Below are 13400 nucleotides of genomic sequence, written 5' to 3'. Positions count from 1 at the left end.
TTATCTATCCTTTTTCTCTTTCATGCTTAACCGTTATAAAACTAAATTGACTCTGATTCATAAAACGAATTGGTCTTGCCGTAGTTCCTAACCCACTATCAATGTATAAATATTGGTTAGGATCTAATTCAAACGTGCCTTTGTCTAATTTCGGAAAAAATGTGTTATCTGGTCCGACAATGGCACCAACTAATGGAAGCCTTATCTGCCCACCATGTGTGTGCCCACATAAAGTTAAATCTACACTTGCATCGTGGTACTCATCAATGATATTTGGGGCATGAGACAATAAAACCGTGTAATAATCATTTTTTATATTTGCTAAAGCGCGGGATAACTGATGATGTCCTGTTGAAGCATTAGCTACTCCTACTAATTGAAACGTCACACCATTAATGTTTACTAGCTCATTCGTATTGTCCAAAATCGTTACTTTTCGTTCTTTTAAACCAGCAAAGAACAATTCTTTATGAGGGTGATCACACTCATGATTACCAGATACATAATATACCTTTTCATTGATCGCCACGAGTTTTTCTATCAAATGAAAAGCATGATCGAATTCTTCCGTCAATCTGTCTATTAGATCTCCGGTGATAACAATAATATCTGCATCCCTACTTTTAATGGTAGCTATTAGTTCTTCATTGTTTTCTCCAAATACTTTATTATGTATATCTGTTAGTTGCAAAATAGTAAAGTTTGAGCCAACAGGAATTTTGTTCGTAACAAACTCCACATTGTTCACTTTAAATCGATTGGTATCCTTATACACTTTTCTAAAGATAGCAGTCACCATCAAGAAAAAAGAAATACATATAAGCAGTGTTTTTCTCATGACAATCCTCCGAATCACATCTTATGAAAACATTAGTCTTCCTCCATTTTATATCATTATCCATGACAATATGACAAATTTATAGTCCCGATGAAAAGTCGTATCTCCATTTCATAAGAGATACGACAAGTTTTTTCCTATTCAACACTCACAATGAATCTACATTTGTTTTTTCAAGAAGAGCTCTATTTGCTCTGCAGTCAACGGTACACTTAGGTGATACCCTTGTCCAATAATGCATGAATTTTCAACTAAAAATGCAATTTGCTCTTCCTTTTCTATACCTTCTGCAATGATGGTAAAGTTTAAGCTTTTGCCCATTTCAATTATAGCCTTTACAATCGATCCTCTTTCCGTAAAGTCAGGTATATCATCGACAAATGATTTATCTATTTTAATGTGATCAATAGGTAAATATCGAAGCTTACTTAAGGATGAGTAGCCCGTGCCAAAGTCATCGATCGCTAACATGATGTTTAGAGCCTTTAATTTGTGCAATATAGCTACAGACCTCTCTGGGTCCTGCATAATACTCTCGGTTATTTCAAGCTCAAGTCGAGAGGGTTCCATTCCTACATCTTCAACAATTTGCTCTACTGTGTTAACAAAGGAATCGTCTTGCATCTGTCTTACAGATATATTTACTGCTACATTAATCTTACCTAGGCCTTTTTCTTCCCAATCCTTACTCTGCTCCAAAGCCCTTTGGATTACCCACTGACCAATTGGCACAATTAATCCTGTTTCCTCTGCGAGTGAAATAAACTCATCTGGATAAATTAATCCTAATGAAGGGTGGTCCCAACGAAGTAATGCTTCCACTCCTAACACCTCACCCGTCTCTAAGTGAATTTTAGGTTGGTAACAAAGAAATAGTTGATTTAATTCAATCGCTTTTCTTAAAGCGTTATCTAGTTCCATCTTTCTAGATGTACCTTTATCAAGTTCAGCGTAGTAAAATTGAAACGTGTTTTTACCTTGTGCTTTTGCATTATACATGGCAGCATCTGCTCTTCTTAATAAACTTTCTTGCTCTTTTCCGTCCTCTGGATACATACTTATACCTATACTCGGTGTAATATAGAACTCTTGTTTCTCGATCTCTATTGGGATAGAGAATACATGCAAGATTTGCTTTGCAAAAGCTCGTACTTCTTTTTTACTTTTTCCTTCAAGAAGTATGATAAATTCATCTCCGCCTTGTCTAAAAACTTGTCCGTCATGTTGTACAATCATTGTTAATTGTCTTGCTACTGCTTTTAAGAGTAAATCTCCTGTTGAATGTCCTCTCGTATCATTAATAAGTTTAAAACGATCCAAATCCAAAAAAAACACACCAAAAGTAACACTTGAACGATAGTTGATTAGCTCATCCAATTTCTGCTTTAATCCATTCCTATTCGAAACTCCTGTTAAACTATCGTAATACGCCATTTGATGAATGACTTTTTCAGATCTTTTGCGCTCAGTGATATCTCTACCAATTAATTGAAATGCCTTCCGCCCCCCGTATAAGTTCGGCATGATCGATAATTCCAAATCCATGGGCACTCCATTTAATCTTGTTATCGATAATTCGATCCGAAGTGACATTGATTTTTCATTCTTCACACAATCCTTCAATTGGTTCTGAATCTTAGTATATTCATCGTTAGATAAAAACATAGTTACCGACTTATTTAGAAGTTCCTTTTGATTCTTTGCACCTAACATCTTAACACCTGATTCATTGATATATACAAAATTACCATTATAAATAACAGCAATGACATCAGGGGATAATTCAACTAGTCCTCGATAAAGGTCCTCACTTTCCTTTCGATCTGTTATATCAAATAGCACACTTGCAAAGTAAACGAGTGCACCATGCTTATCTAACGTCGGAAAGCCCTTGTCTTGAATCCAACGAACCTCTCCATCCGGACGATTAATACGATACACACTTGTCCAAGGCTTGCCTAATTTAAAGCTATTTTCTCTTTCTCTTAGTACGTATAAATCATCGGGATGTATTACTCTTCTCCATAGTAATGTATCCTGATAGAACTGCTCTTGCTTGTAGCCATAAAGTTTTTCAATGCCAGGTGTTATTAATAAAACATCTGATTTTAAGTTATGAGACCATATCGCTACATCCAAAGAGTCAAAGATGTTATTTAAATGATCGTCAGGATCACTAGGTTCTTTTTTCGACTTAATTAATTCTTTATATAAGATGATAAGTAAGAAAAGTGTACTGAGAATTAATAAACTGTGTACCACAACCATAAAAGTATGGTTATCAAGGTATTGTAATACGAAAATGAAGCTTAAAACTTCAAATAAGAAAACGAGAAAGATGATGATAATGGATAGTGGTTTTAACTTATATTCTGATTGACTAATTACGACCGCCTGCCTTTTTTACATTTTGGCGAACAATTATTACCTATCTTGGTTCCTTTTTTACTAAAATATACCTATATTAATTCCCTCTAATACAGTGATTAAACTAGGCACTCTCCACCCCTTCTGTGATAAAATATGTAAAATATATAATTTTAGCTAGGGGAGTCAACAAGATGATGAATGAATCGATAAAGGCTGTAGAAGTTGCAATAAAAGAAATAGGTAAAGTGATTATAGGCAAAGAAGAGATCGTTGAGAAATTATTTATTGCCTTGTTATCAGATGGACATGTTTTACTAGAAAGTGTTCCAGGCTCAGGAAAAACAAAGCTAGCTACGAGTTTTGCTAAAATCCTTAACGGCAAGTTTAGCAGAATACAATTTACTCCTGATGTATTGCCAAGTGATGTTACAGGCATTCAATTGTTCAATCCTAAAAAGCAAGAATTCGAATTAAAAACTGGCCCAGTAGTTACTAACATTCTGCTAGCTGATGAAATAAATAGAGCAACACCAAAAACACAATCTAGTTTGCTAGAAGCAATGGGGGAACATCAAGCAACTATTGATGGCGAAACAATCACCTTACCAAAACCTTTTTTCGTGATTGCAACACAAAATCCAATTGACAATAATCACGGGACCTTTCCATTACCTGAAGCACAACTCGATCGATTTTTATTCAAACTAGAAATGGCTTATCCATCTTTTGAAGAAGAAAAAAGCATCCTTGAGACGTATCGTATCATGGAGCCATTAGATAACTTGGAAACGGAATTGTCATTAGAAACAATTGCAATCTTGAAGCAAAAAGTGAAAGAAATAGAAGTAACAGAGACAGTTGTGGACTATATGTTACACATAGCCAGATTAACAAGAGAACATGCTGATATTGAGGTAGGAATAAGTACCCGGGCAGTGCTTGGTTGGATGCGCGCATGCCAGGCACGTGCTTTCATAAAAGGGAGATCGTATATCACTCCTGATGATGCAAAAAATCTAATGATGGATATTTTCGGTCATCGCCTCGTTCTTACAATGGAAGCAGCGCTAAGAAAAACAACCAAACAAGTCGTACAAGAATTGGTGAAAGCCGTAGATGTTCCTGTTGAACTAGAGGTAAAAGAATGATTTTATTTCAGAAAGAGCAAAGTTCTACCAAAAAGCAAACCGCACTTCTTATAGATATTGGGATTATTTGTATCGTTTTCGGTATCATGTTTGACCGATCAATATTATATTTGCTTGCCGCTTTTATCCTTGCTTTTGGATTATTGACTATCTTATTTAATCGATTTGTCGGTACGAAGCTAGTCATGGATGCTGATAAAGGCGTATTCCAAATGCGTCCTGGGGATCAAATTGAAATTCCGTTAACGTTCGAAAACCATTCAAAAATTCCGATTCAAAATGGATGGTTTACTTTTGCTACGAATGCAACTGTGAAGGAACAGAATTTTAAACAAACAAAAGGAGTAGATGACTTAACGATAACATCCCTCCCACTATCCATACCTGGGACTAGTAAAGTTGTCGTTACTTGTGCTTTTAAAGCCGAACGACGAGGGGTAACCAAGATCTCTCATTTATATTACACATTTCCTAATATGTTCAGTTTTGAAAATATTACGTTACAACTACATACATTGCCTGCCACAGAACTTGTTGTCTATCCTGAGGCGAAGTCTGTTCACGGTTTGGAAAAAATTATGACTCATTACTATGGGAATAATCGGGCACCAATTTCCCCTTTTGAAGATTTGTCCGAAAACATTGGTACTAGAAATTATGTCATGTCTGATTCTCTTCAAAGCGTTCATTGGAAAGCAAGTGCAAAGATGCAGCAATTACAAACAAAAACATTTGAACGTAAATGGGATATGTCTTGGACGATCGTGATCAATACAGAAGAGTTTAGCAGAATTGGAAATGCCTATATTTCAAAAAAGTTAGAAGACTACCTTTCTGTTGCTACACAATTGTGCTATACAGCCACCCAGCAAGGACTACCGTTTGAATTACACATAAATATAGAATCAGCTGGTTCAGTTGGATACATGAAGACAAGCAAAGGTGAAGGAAAAATCCATCTAAAAAGGTTGTTAAATCTCTTAGCTAGAGTTAAATCGAGTGACAGACTTTATTCCTTTCGTAAATTGTTACATCAATTAAATAAACAGATACACCAACATAGAACTATTATTTATATTGGCGAAGTAAATGTTCACGATCTTTCCTATCTGCATGCATGGAAGAAAAAAGGTACACAAGTTTTTGCCATTCAAGATACAGAAGATCTATATTGGATTAAACGGTTATAGGAGGAGAATCTGATGGAAGCAAACCTTTTGATAACTAGAATTTATCAATGGCTTAGTGAGATGATCGTGTTTTATTTTATCCTCCTGCTTTTATTTTTTCTAGCAAACGAGACTTTCTCTTTGGTCCTTTATTTGAGTTTAACGATTGGATCGATTACGACTTACACTCTAGTAGGAAAACATTCAAATAAGTTTGGTCCAATTGTAATAACAACTTTTCTAATAGCCTGTTGTGCATATTTTCTATTACATTACCCTTTATTTATAAGTCTACTAGTCGCCATCGTTTTTTGTTGGAGATACATTGCACACCAAGAAATTGCCAATCATAATCATCAGATTATTCTATTTGTCCTAACATTCATGATCGTAATGGGAATTTTAGTTTTCTCTAATGATACAGGTGTGATTTTTCTTGTTTTATTACAATTCTTTGTTCTAGTAGGTGGGGCTACATTTAGCAATTACTTCATTGAGAATCAAAATAATAGATTCAATAAAAAAGCAATCTTGTTTCTTTTATCTAGCCCGTTTATTGTAGGCACCTTGCTATGGTTACTCTTTGATTTTATCAGATGGGTCTATGTATTCTTGGGCAAGATACTTGTGACTATTACAACGTGGTCCTTTCTATTATTAGACGAATGGATACATCTTGATATGTCTTCCTATGAGGATGAACAACGTAAGCTTAAGGACAATATGGAGGGGAACCTTACTAGATTTCAACAAAATGAAATGAATCCAGTAGCTACGGCTAATGAAGTGAACATTACAGAAATTAGCTACTGGATCTTAAATAGTTTCCTTATCATTTTGGTTGTAATCGCCTCATTCGTCATCTTCCGGAAAATCATGCACAGAGAAATTGCAACAGAAAAAAATGTCTATGCAACAATATCTAAATTGCCAGCATTACAAACACAAGACAAAGCAAAATTTCCTTTCGTGGTAAAAAAACCGAACAATATGATTCGAAAAGAAATCTTTGATTTAGAGAAATTCAGTCACAAACGAGGATGTGGAAGAAAACGGGGAGAAAGCCTCACCGATTGGTTTAAACGACTTCAACTACCGTTAGAAGGAATCGATTTGTATCAAAATGTAAGATATGGAAACAAACAGATTTCAAAAGAAGAAGAAGCTCAATTCAAAGAACAAATGAAAAAAATTAGATTCCAAATGGAACAACAATAAAGATAAAGTGCTCTGGATCGCAACGATTCAGGCACCTTATCTCATTTAATTATTATGCTTTCTTTTTCTTATAAAAAGAGCGAGGTTTTCCATTACTGTTTTCATTGTTTCGTACGCTTTTAAACTATTTGTTCTAATAAAATCCCAGCATACCGTTGCACCAGTAGTTATCTCTTCTTTCTTATATTTGTATAGCAGAATAGCAATCAAGATTACTTCGCTACTTAAGTACACCCAAGCGCCCATCTCCAGTCCATTCAGAAATGTAGAAATTCCTTCTGTGCCAAGATATATAAACCAACTAAACGCTATGAGTGTAAAGGCAGCCAAGTTGATCATGCTCGAAACAAATACATTCGTACTTAGGTTTATATCGGATTCGTTCATCATATACGTTACATATTTATAACTCGCAAAAAAAGCTATTAGGACAATTACCCCATAGATTATCATCACCATATTCATAGATACACTTCCTTCTCTCACTTTTATTGATAGTATGTTACTTTCATAGACTATTCATACCTCAAACATAAAATCGTTAAACAATCACTACATATTGTATGTAACATCACAATTAATTCATGCTTCTTTTCAAAAATAATTTCAATTATTTTCCTTCTAAATGATTTTCTTCCCTTGCTTAGCCATTTACCTTACAATGAACAAGGAAGAATTGGAGGCAATCATTATGTTTAAAAAATTGTTTTTCGCTATCCTATTTGGAATTTCTATAAGTGGATGTATGACCAATCAACTTGGAACAAACGAAAAGAGTCCAGTTCCTGAAGAGGAAAACACTACGACCGCACAAAATGAAACAACGCAATCCGAGCTAGTTGATGCAAAGGTAAATCGAGTAGTCGATGGCGATACAATGAAAGTGAATATAGATGGTAAGGAAGAAACTGTTCGTTTATTACTAGTGGACACGCCAGAAACAAAAGCACAAGATCGCCCCGTCCAAAAATATGGTCCTGAAGCGAGTAGTTTTGCAGAAAATGAATTAACAGGGCAAAAAGTCCGTCTCGAATATGATGGTCCTAGAAGAGACAAATATGATCGACTTTTGGCTTATTTGTGGGTCGAGGATAAATTATTCAACGAACTGCTATTAGAAGAAGGATTCGCACGATTAGCTTATATCTATGATCCACCTTATACGAATTTTGACAGATTAATGAAGGCACAGAATCGCGCAAAGGAACAACAGCTTAACATATGGAGTGTGGAAGGCTATGTTACAGAAAGAGGGTTTGAAGATTAGGCATTGGGACCAGATGCTCCCTCTGCTTATAAAAATAGGGACAAGGCCCGATTTGTAAATTGTTAGGATTTATACCTGGATTCAATAGGAATGTTGACCAGAAGAATGTCCTGTATCGCCCATCACACCAATTTGTTGCTTTTGTTTTACCTGGTCACCTACACGAACACCTCTAGAATCTTTTCGCATGTGTGCATATAACGTTTGCCCTTTGAAGAATTAAAAAGACGGATTGAAGAATATATCAACTGGTACAACAATGAACGATCAAAAGAAAAATTGGCTGGATTGAGTCCAGTAGAATACCGAACTCAATTCAGCCAATCTGCAGCATAATAAAAACTCTAACTTTTGGGGGTAACCACCTGTGGGCTCTTTATTTCTTCATTCACTTATGACAGAGCTTCTTCCATTCCTTCCTCTCCTTTTTTATCATAAAAACACACCTCATTTGGTACATAAAAATCGCATAAATTTAAGCTAGTCCAAATATCTTCTAATAGGAGGTGTTAATTATGGACGATAATAAAAGAGTTGCAATAGACTTGGCAAAATCCTTAATCCAAAACAATAACGTTAAACCAGTTTTCAACAGAGGTAATGACAGAGATGATAGTGGCAATATAGGTTATGTTTTAGGAGACACGAAATATTCTTTCTCAGAAATTGTCTCTTATTTTCTAGACAATATCGATATAATTGATAAAGACTGGTTATAGGAGCCTTAACCAAGGCTCCTAATTTTTACTAGCTTAATCCGTTTTAATAAAGTATGTATATTTAATTTTAATTTTGGCAATAACTATAAGATAACCTGCCAGGAAACTATCAAATCGTTACACGGGGTCCAAACCCAGATTTGACGAAGTCCGAAGGGTTTTCTTTTTTTATGACTGACATATTCCAGGATAAATATACATAAGTAATAGCCTATTGGATAGTGAGCTTTTAAAAACATTAACCTTCATATTTCTTCATTTTTACAATTTCATTACCTATGGTTCTTATTTCTTGGATAAATTGATTTGGATTAAACTTCGCTTTACTAATATCAAAATCACTTCCATGATCTTCTGGGACCGTAAAAATATTATTTTTTATTGTATCCTCTATTTTAAATAATGATTCCAATACTGCTTTCGGAATAAATACCACATACCTGCTAGTATAGTCCGCAATAATATTAAATGTTTTGTCCTTAAACTCATATTTACAAAATTTTTGATAAGATAAATTGATCTCTTGAAAATTAAATGTATTACTCGGATCAACGACATGTATTTTATAGCCATTCCTTAAAAAATCTTCATCAACATAATTATCTAATTTATTTAAAGTTAATTTTATATCCCTATATTCATCCCTTATATCTGCAGGTTTTTTAGTAACAAAATGGATGAAAATCATTTCTAACTGTGAGGTTAATATATTATGCCTGGTACTTAAAGTATTAAGATATTGACTCTTTTCATTCTTTTCTAGTACCTTTTTATTATGTCTTTTAATCAACTTTTCTAAAATAAACACAGTTGGAAATATCATAATAACGCTACTAATTAGGTTTATAGCTATACTTTCATAAAAATTCAAATCAAATTCAAAGAAATAATATTGCATTGAACCCACAGAAATCAAAAAAATAATTAAAATTATAAAACTAACAATCAAAAAACTCCCTCCTTCTATGAATATAATTCAACAAAGTATGAGAGAGTCCTTCATTTTTGATCGCGACAGAGTCACTTCCCTTCTAAAAGAACAAAAATCTCCATGTATACGATATAATTGGCATTATTTGTAGATTGGAGGTGGATAAAATAGCTAAACAAGAAAGAATTAAACGCGAACAATCGGATTATATTGATATATTGAAAGAACAAGTCGAATTTATGGTTGAAGCTTGCGAAAAATATGATAATGGAAAGTTCAATGCCTCCAAACAATTAGCTACTTATATACGAACTTTAGTTAATCAAACAAGAGCTTCAACAAGCTTGTTAACTCATTTGGATATGCAGAATAAAATGAAATTTTACAACACTTCTTTTTTACCAAAAAACGCTGTATATTTTCTAAGCATGGTTTTCATGTGTGTAATTCGTACAAAAGACAAAAGTACAAACAAGATTATAAGCGAACCGATATTTCTACCAATATTCAAACCGAAAAAATACCTAGGCAACAGATGGATGGGCTTTGATGAATGGTGGAACAAAAAGATTATAGTCAGTGATCATTTGACGTTTACAAGATTTGAAATGATATGGTTCATGGCCAATCAAGATGGTGGCACCCATGTTGATGAAGGTGTTGTTGAAAAATATTACAAGATTTCTAAGGCTACTGAAAGTATGTTTTATTTAACTAACAAACCTATAGACCAAGATCCTTATCAAAAAGGCATTCCGTATAAATACTTACACTTTGCAATAGTTAGACAAATTGCACACGAGTTGATTTTTTCACTAATTAGGGAATTCAACTTAAATGTTAAGTATAAACCGACCAACCAAGTTAATTTACAAAATGCTGTATCAATCTCCCGTGATGTAGATAACTTCTGTGTTGTTAAAGGCAGCAGTATTGAATATGAATAAACTAAAAGGAGAACAAAGAAAAACTGTTCTCCTTTTAGTCTCCTAATGTAGATACTTGTAAGACTTTGGCTTAGAAAGATTAATTTCATATACTATCAAAGATTTCTGCCAATCTTTAAAATTCCAAAACATTCTATTAGTAACAAAGTCTGTTTTTCTACCTGCTAAATTTTTTCTTCCATATTCTTTCCATGAATGATTTTGATTAGCGATTTCTAAGACTTGTTTTTCAGATTCTGCAACAACTATCATAGCTTCATCTTCACCATAACCAACACTAGTTGCTTTGATCCGGAAAACTTTCATATCTGTTTTCACCTTCTTAAGCAAAAATCAAGAATTACGCTATTTTACCCCATCTTAAACAAAATAAGCCTCTTATTCGGCTTCTGTTCACTCTATATTTGTTACGGATTTTCTTCAAGCACAGTAATACTACTTCCATTGGTCATCTAACCACTCTCTATCTTTTTCTTCTTCTGTTTTAGGTTCATTCCCATTTTTTAAATCTTGTTTATGTTCTATGTTTGCTACGACTACGAAATATAGAAATCCTAAAGGATGATATACTCTGCATCCGATCTAATAGCACCTATTGAGCGTGAAATTGTGTGCCTTGTATCATCAACATAAGTCACTGTACCACCGCTTATTCCAGCGTTCACCCAATCCATATTATTATTTCTGCCTATTCTTCCAGCCCATTCGTCTAATCCATCATTAGCACTTGTCCCATGACATATGTGACATATGCTATCGCCTTCAAAAAACTGAGATTTCACTGTATAAAGGACTTAATTTATAATTTTCTCCAATAATGATCTCGTTAGATATTTCAATTTCGTTGTATAATATGTTGAGTATCTAAAGTGATAGTCATGAAGGCTACCCTTTCAATCAATCGACTAGCTACCTTCTTTTTATCTTCTGGTATAGATTTAAAGATTTGAGTAATTCGTGCTATCTCTTCGGAAATTTTTTCATCTTGTTTTACCTTACTCAATTTCGCCATAATTTATTGCCCCCTCATGTGGAACGACTCGTGCGTTAAAGTTAAGTCCCCTTCGGTCCCGAGGCACCACGTAATTTATTATTTTTAGGGGGGACTATAGCACATTACTTTGCAATTAGGTTGCCACGTTCATCAAACATTACATCATCTCTAACAACAGATTGCTTTGCACCATGATGTTCTTGGTTGAGACATGTTTGACAAAGCAAATCTAAGTTATCATGGTTCAATGTAATATCTAGGTCGTTAATGTTGGATGGAGTAATGTATTCTTTATGGTGTACAATCAAGCCTGGATCACCACACCTCTCGCACAATCCATGTTGACAAATAAAATAAGCGTCACGACATTGTCGCCACGCTTTAGATTTATAGAATTGTTTTGCATATGGTTTCATACTCTTCACCTATTAAAATACTAACTTATCTAGATATATTTATTCTGCACATTTTCTGCCATAAGTCTGCCATCATTTATAGTTCAACTTTTCTATTGGTGCATATTTAGCTAAAAGTCTTTTTGTACCAACTGTATCAAACTCAACAGTTATTTCTTGTAAACCATTATTAGGATTTATTGCCGTAGCTAATACTTCACCTGTTTCCCAATTTTTATGCTTTACAAAATCGCCAACTTTATATTCATGGTTATAGTGTGACTTATTGCGTTTCTTTAGAATTCGCTTACTAGTATTTGATAACATATCAAACTGCTCTTCATGAGTAAAATTTTCATTTATATATTCATTTAAATATTCACTTAATTCATCGTTATATTTTAGCTCTTTTATTAGCTCATCTTTTTCCGTGCTATCTAATTCACTTAAATACTTATCCCATTGTGATTCTCTGAAATTCTTTATCTCTTTAATAGCGTTTATATCAACTTCAGATTGCAAGTATTCCTTTGCATAATCTAAGAACCTATGTGTTTTATACATATAGAAAGTTGTTCCAACCTCCGATTTAAATTCATTAATTAATTCAAATCTAGGTCCAATTGTTACTCTCCTCTTTACTATCTCCCACCAATCTTCTTTTTCATCATCTGTAACAAAAATGATCTGTTTATTTTCAGTCTTAGCCTTTTTAAGAATTTCCTTCCAAAGTATTAAATCTCCAAATTCTTCTTTTATGTACAATCCATTAAAGTACTTTATTTTCCCTTTCTTTTCTTTCAAATCCTCATAACCCGGAGGTATCTTATAACTATACCTTTTTTCTCCATGCTTATATATTTCATCTAAGTCTTCTTGATCAAAAGGCTCACCCACTTTACCTTGAAATAAATTGTTTATCTTATGCCAAATTACATCATTTTGCATAAGGTTTGGGTGATCTTCTTCGGCTTTATTTATATCAGATATTAGGTCCTGAAATGTACTATTAATTCGCTCTTTTATATTGGACAAATCAAGACTTGGGTGTCTTTTTTTGTAATCTTTTAATTCCTCATCAAGTTCTGACAACATAGCTGCAGATTTTTTTTGAATTGTATTAGTTATCTTACCATATGAATCTAACTGATCCTGAATTACAGTTAGTCTGTTTTTTTGGAATTCTAAACCTACTTGAAACGGGATCCAAATTCTATCCTCTACTTCTTTTATTGTCTTTAAGAACTGATTTCTAGTGGACTCAGTATATCTATATAAGTTTAATAAGACATTCGCATCAAATACAAATATACATTCCTTCCAGAGTTGTTTATACTCCTCTTTACTTAATTCAAAAAAAGTATCAAATTGTGTATTCAAGATATTCACTCCTTAAATAATTTC

14 protein-coding genes and 2 pseudogenes are annotated in these 13400 nt (G+C 33.8%); 7 read left to right on the top strand and 9 right to left on the bottom strand.

Features of this window, described 5'->3' with window-relative positions:
* Positions 1-4: 4 nt before the first annotated feature.
* Together NYQ66_RS08025 and NYQ66_RS08020 are read right to left on the bottom strand one after the other, a co-directional pair.
* Positions 5-838, bottom strand: coding sequence for a metallophosphoesterase (locus tag NYQ66_RS08025; protein ID WP_259868621.1), 834 nt, complete (start codon positions 836-838; stop codon positions 5-7).
* Between the two features lie 159 nt (positions 839-997).
* Complete coding sequence (locus NYQ66_RS08020; RefSeq protein WP_259868620.1) at positions 998-3106, bottom strand: sensor domain-containing protein; 2109 nt, start codon at positions 3104-3106, stop codon at positions 998-1000.
* Between the two features lie 296 nt (positions 3107-3402).
* Here NYQ66_RS08020 and NYQ66_RS08015 point away from each other — a divergent pair, with 296 nt between their 5' ends.
* The 3 genes from NYQ66_RS08015 to NYQ66_RS08005 are packed head-to-tail and all read left to right on the top strand — an operon-like array spanning position 3403 to position 6743.
* Positions 3403-4356: an AAA family ATPase gene (locus tag NYQ66_RS08015; protein WP_259868659.1), complete on the top strand. Its 954-nt coding sequence runs from the start codon at positions 3403-3405 to the stop codon at positions 4354-4356.
* Positions 4353-5546 (top strand): DUF58 domain-containing protein, encoded by a 1194-nt coding sequence (locus NYQ66_RS08010; RefSeq protein ID WP_259868619.1) that lies wholly within the window; start codon positions 4353-4355, stop codon positions 5544-5546. Before NYQ66_RS08015 ends, NYQ66_RS08010 begins: the two co-directional genes overlap by 4 nt.
* A 12-nt stretch (positions 5547-5558) precedes the next feature.
* A complete protein-coding gene (locus NYQ66_RS08005) occupies positions 5559-6743 on the top strand; it encodes a hypothetical protein (RefSeq protein WP_259868618.1) in 1185 nt (394 codons plus the stop codon).
* Between the two features lie 45 nt (positions 6744-6788).
* Here NYQ66_RS08005 and NYQ66_RS08000 read toward each other — a convergent pair whose 3' ends face one another.
* Positions 6789-7208: a hypothetical protein gene (locus tag NYQ66_RS08000; protein ID WP_259868617.1), complete on the bottom strand. Its 420-nt coding sequence runs from the start codon at positions 7206-7208 to the stop codon at positions 6789-6791.
* Between the two features lie 226 nt (positions 7209-7434).
* Between NYQ66_RS08000 and NYQ66_RS07995 the strand changes: the two genes are divergently transcribed.
* The gene (locus NYQ66_RS07995) at positions 7435-8010 is read left to right on the top strand and encodes a thermonuclease family protein (protein WP_259868616.1); all 576 of its coding nucleotides are present in this window, start codon (positions 7435-7437) and stop codon (positions 8008-8010) included.
* Between the two features lie 90 nt (positions 8011-8100).
* On the opposite strand, the pseudogene NYQ66_RS07990 reads toward NYQ66_RS07995, so the two are convergent.
* Positions 8101-8217: pseudogene (locus tag NYQ66_RS07990) on the bottom strand (M23 family metallopeptidase); the annotation flags it as partial.
* A gap of 6 nt (positions 8218-8223) precedes the next feature.
* On the opposite strand from NYQ66_RS07990, the pseudogene NYQ66_RS07985 reads away from it, so the two are divergent.
* Together NYQ66_RS07985 and NYQ66_RS07980 are read left to right on the top strand one after the other, a co-directional pair.
* A pseudogene (locus tag NYQ66_RS07985) lies at positions 8224-8346 on the top strand (IS3 family transposase); the annotation flags it as partial.
* Positions 8347-8525: 179 nt separating this feature from the next.
* Positions 8526-8729: a hypothetical protein gene (locus NYQ66_RS07980; RefSeq protein ID WP_259868615.1), complete on the top strand. Its 204-nt coding sequence runs from the start codon at positions 8526-8528 to the stop codon at positions 8727-8729.
* A gap of 238 nt (positions 8730-8967) precedes the next feature.
* On the opposite strand, the gene NYQ66_RS07975 is transcribed toward NYQ66_RS07980, so the two are convergent.
* On the bottom strand, positions 8968-9678 hold the full coding sequence (locus NYQ66_RS07975; RefSeq protein WP_259868613.1) for a hypothetical protein: 711 nt from the start codon (positions 9676-9678) through the stop codon (positions 8968-8970).
* A gap of 140 nt (positions 9679-9818) precedes the next feature.
* On the opposite strand from NYQ66_RS07975, the gene NYQ66_RS07970 reads away from it, so the two are divergent.
* On the top strand, positions 9819-10607 hold the full coding sequence (locus tag NYQ66_RS07970) for a hypothetical protein (protein WP_259868611.1): 789 nt from the start codon (positions 9819-9821) through the stop codon (positions 10605-10607).
* 42 nt (positions 10608-10649) lie between these two features.
* Here NYQ66_RS07970 and NYQ66_RS07965 read toward each other — a convergent pair whose 3' ends face one another.
* The 4 genes from NYQ66_RS07965 to NYQ66_RS07950 form a co-directional block, all read right to left on the bottom strand.
* Positions 10650-10913 (bottom strand): hypothetical protein, encoded by a 264-nt coding sequence (locus NYQ66_RS07965; protein ID WP_259868610.1) that lies wholly within the window; start codon positions 10911-10913, stop codon positions 10650-10652.
* Positions 10914-11442: 529 nt separating this feature from the next.
* Complete coding sequence (locus tag NYQ66_RS07960) at positions 11443-11619, bottom strand: hypothetical protein (RefSeq protein WP_259868607.1); 177 nt, start codon at positions 11617-11619, stop codon at positions 11443-11445.
* Positions 11620-11723: 104 nt separating this feature from the next.
* Positions 11724-12017: an HNH endonuclease gene (locus NYQ66_RS07955; RefSeq protein ID WP_259868605.1), complete on the bottom strand. Its 294-nt coding sequence runs from the start codon at positions 12015-12017 to the stop codon at positions 11724-11726.
* 72 nt (positions 12018-12089) lie between these two features.
* Positions 12090-13376: a PIN-like domain-containing protein gene (locus NYQ66_RS07950; protein WP_259868603.1), complete on the bottom strand. Its 1287-nt coding sequence runs from the start codon at positions 13374-13376 to the stop codon at positions 12090-12092.
* Between the last annotated feature and the right edge of the window lie 24 nt (positions 13377-13400).

Source organism: Aquibacillus koreensis (genome assembly GCF_025154055.1).
Lineage (GTDB): Bacteria > Bacillota > Bacilli > Bacillales > Amphibacillaceae > Aquibacillus_C > Aquibacillus_C koreensis.
The sequence above is the reverse complement of the archived record's forward strand: the minus strand, read 5'-3'. Positions and strand labels throughout refer to the sequence as shown.

Coding starts and splice junctions, on each gene's coding strand:
- NYQ66_RS08015 (WP_259868659.1), top strand. CDS start 3,403: ATGAATGAATCGATAAAGGCTGTAGAAGTTGCAATAAAAGAAATAGGT.
- NYQ66_RS08020 (WP_259868620.1), bottom strand. CDS start 3,106: ATGGTTGTGGTACACAGTTTATTAATTCTCAGTACACTTTTCTTACTT.
- NYQ66_RS08010 (WP_259868619.1), top strand. CDS start 4,353: ATGATTTTATTTCAGAAAGAGCAAAGTTCTACCAAAAAGCAAACCGCA.
- NYQ66_RS07965 (WP_259868610.1), bottom strand. CDS start 10,913: ATGAAAGTTTTCCGGATCAAAGCAACTAGTGTTGGTTATGGTGAAGAT.
- NYQ66_RS08005 (WP_259868618.1), top strand. CDS start 5,559: ATGGAAGCAAACCTTTTGATAACTAGAATTTATCAATGGCTTAGTGAG.
- NYQ66_RS08000 (WP_259868617.1), bottom strand. CDS start 7,208: ATGAATATGGTGATGATAATCTATGGGGTAATTGTCCTAATAGCTTTT.
- NYQ66_RS08025 (WP_259868621.1), bottom strand. CDS start 838: ATGAGAAAAACACTGCTTATATGTATTTCTTTTTTCTTGATGGTGACT.
- NYQ66_RS07960 (WP_259868607.1), bottom strand. CDS start 11,619: ATGGCGAAATTGAGTAAGGTAAAACAAGATGAAAAAATTTCCGAAGAG.
- NYQ66_RS07995 (WP_259868616.1), top strand. CDS start 7,435: ATGTTTAAAAAATTGTTTTTCGCTATCCTATTTGGAATTTCTATAAGT.
- NYQ66_RS07980 (WP_259868615.1), top strand. CDS start 8,526: ATGGACGATAATAAAAGAGTTGCAATAGACTTGGCAAAATCCTTAATC.
- NYQ66_RS07955 (WP_259868605.1), bottom strand. CDS start 12,017: ATGAAACCATATGCAAAACAATTCTATAAATCTAAAGCGTGGCGACAA.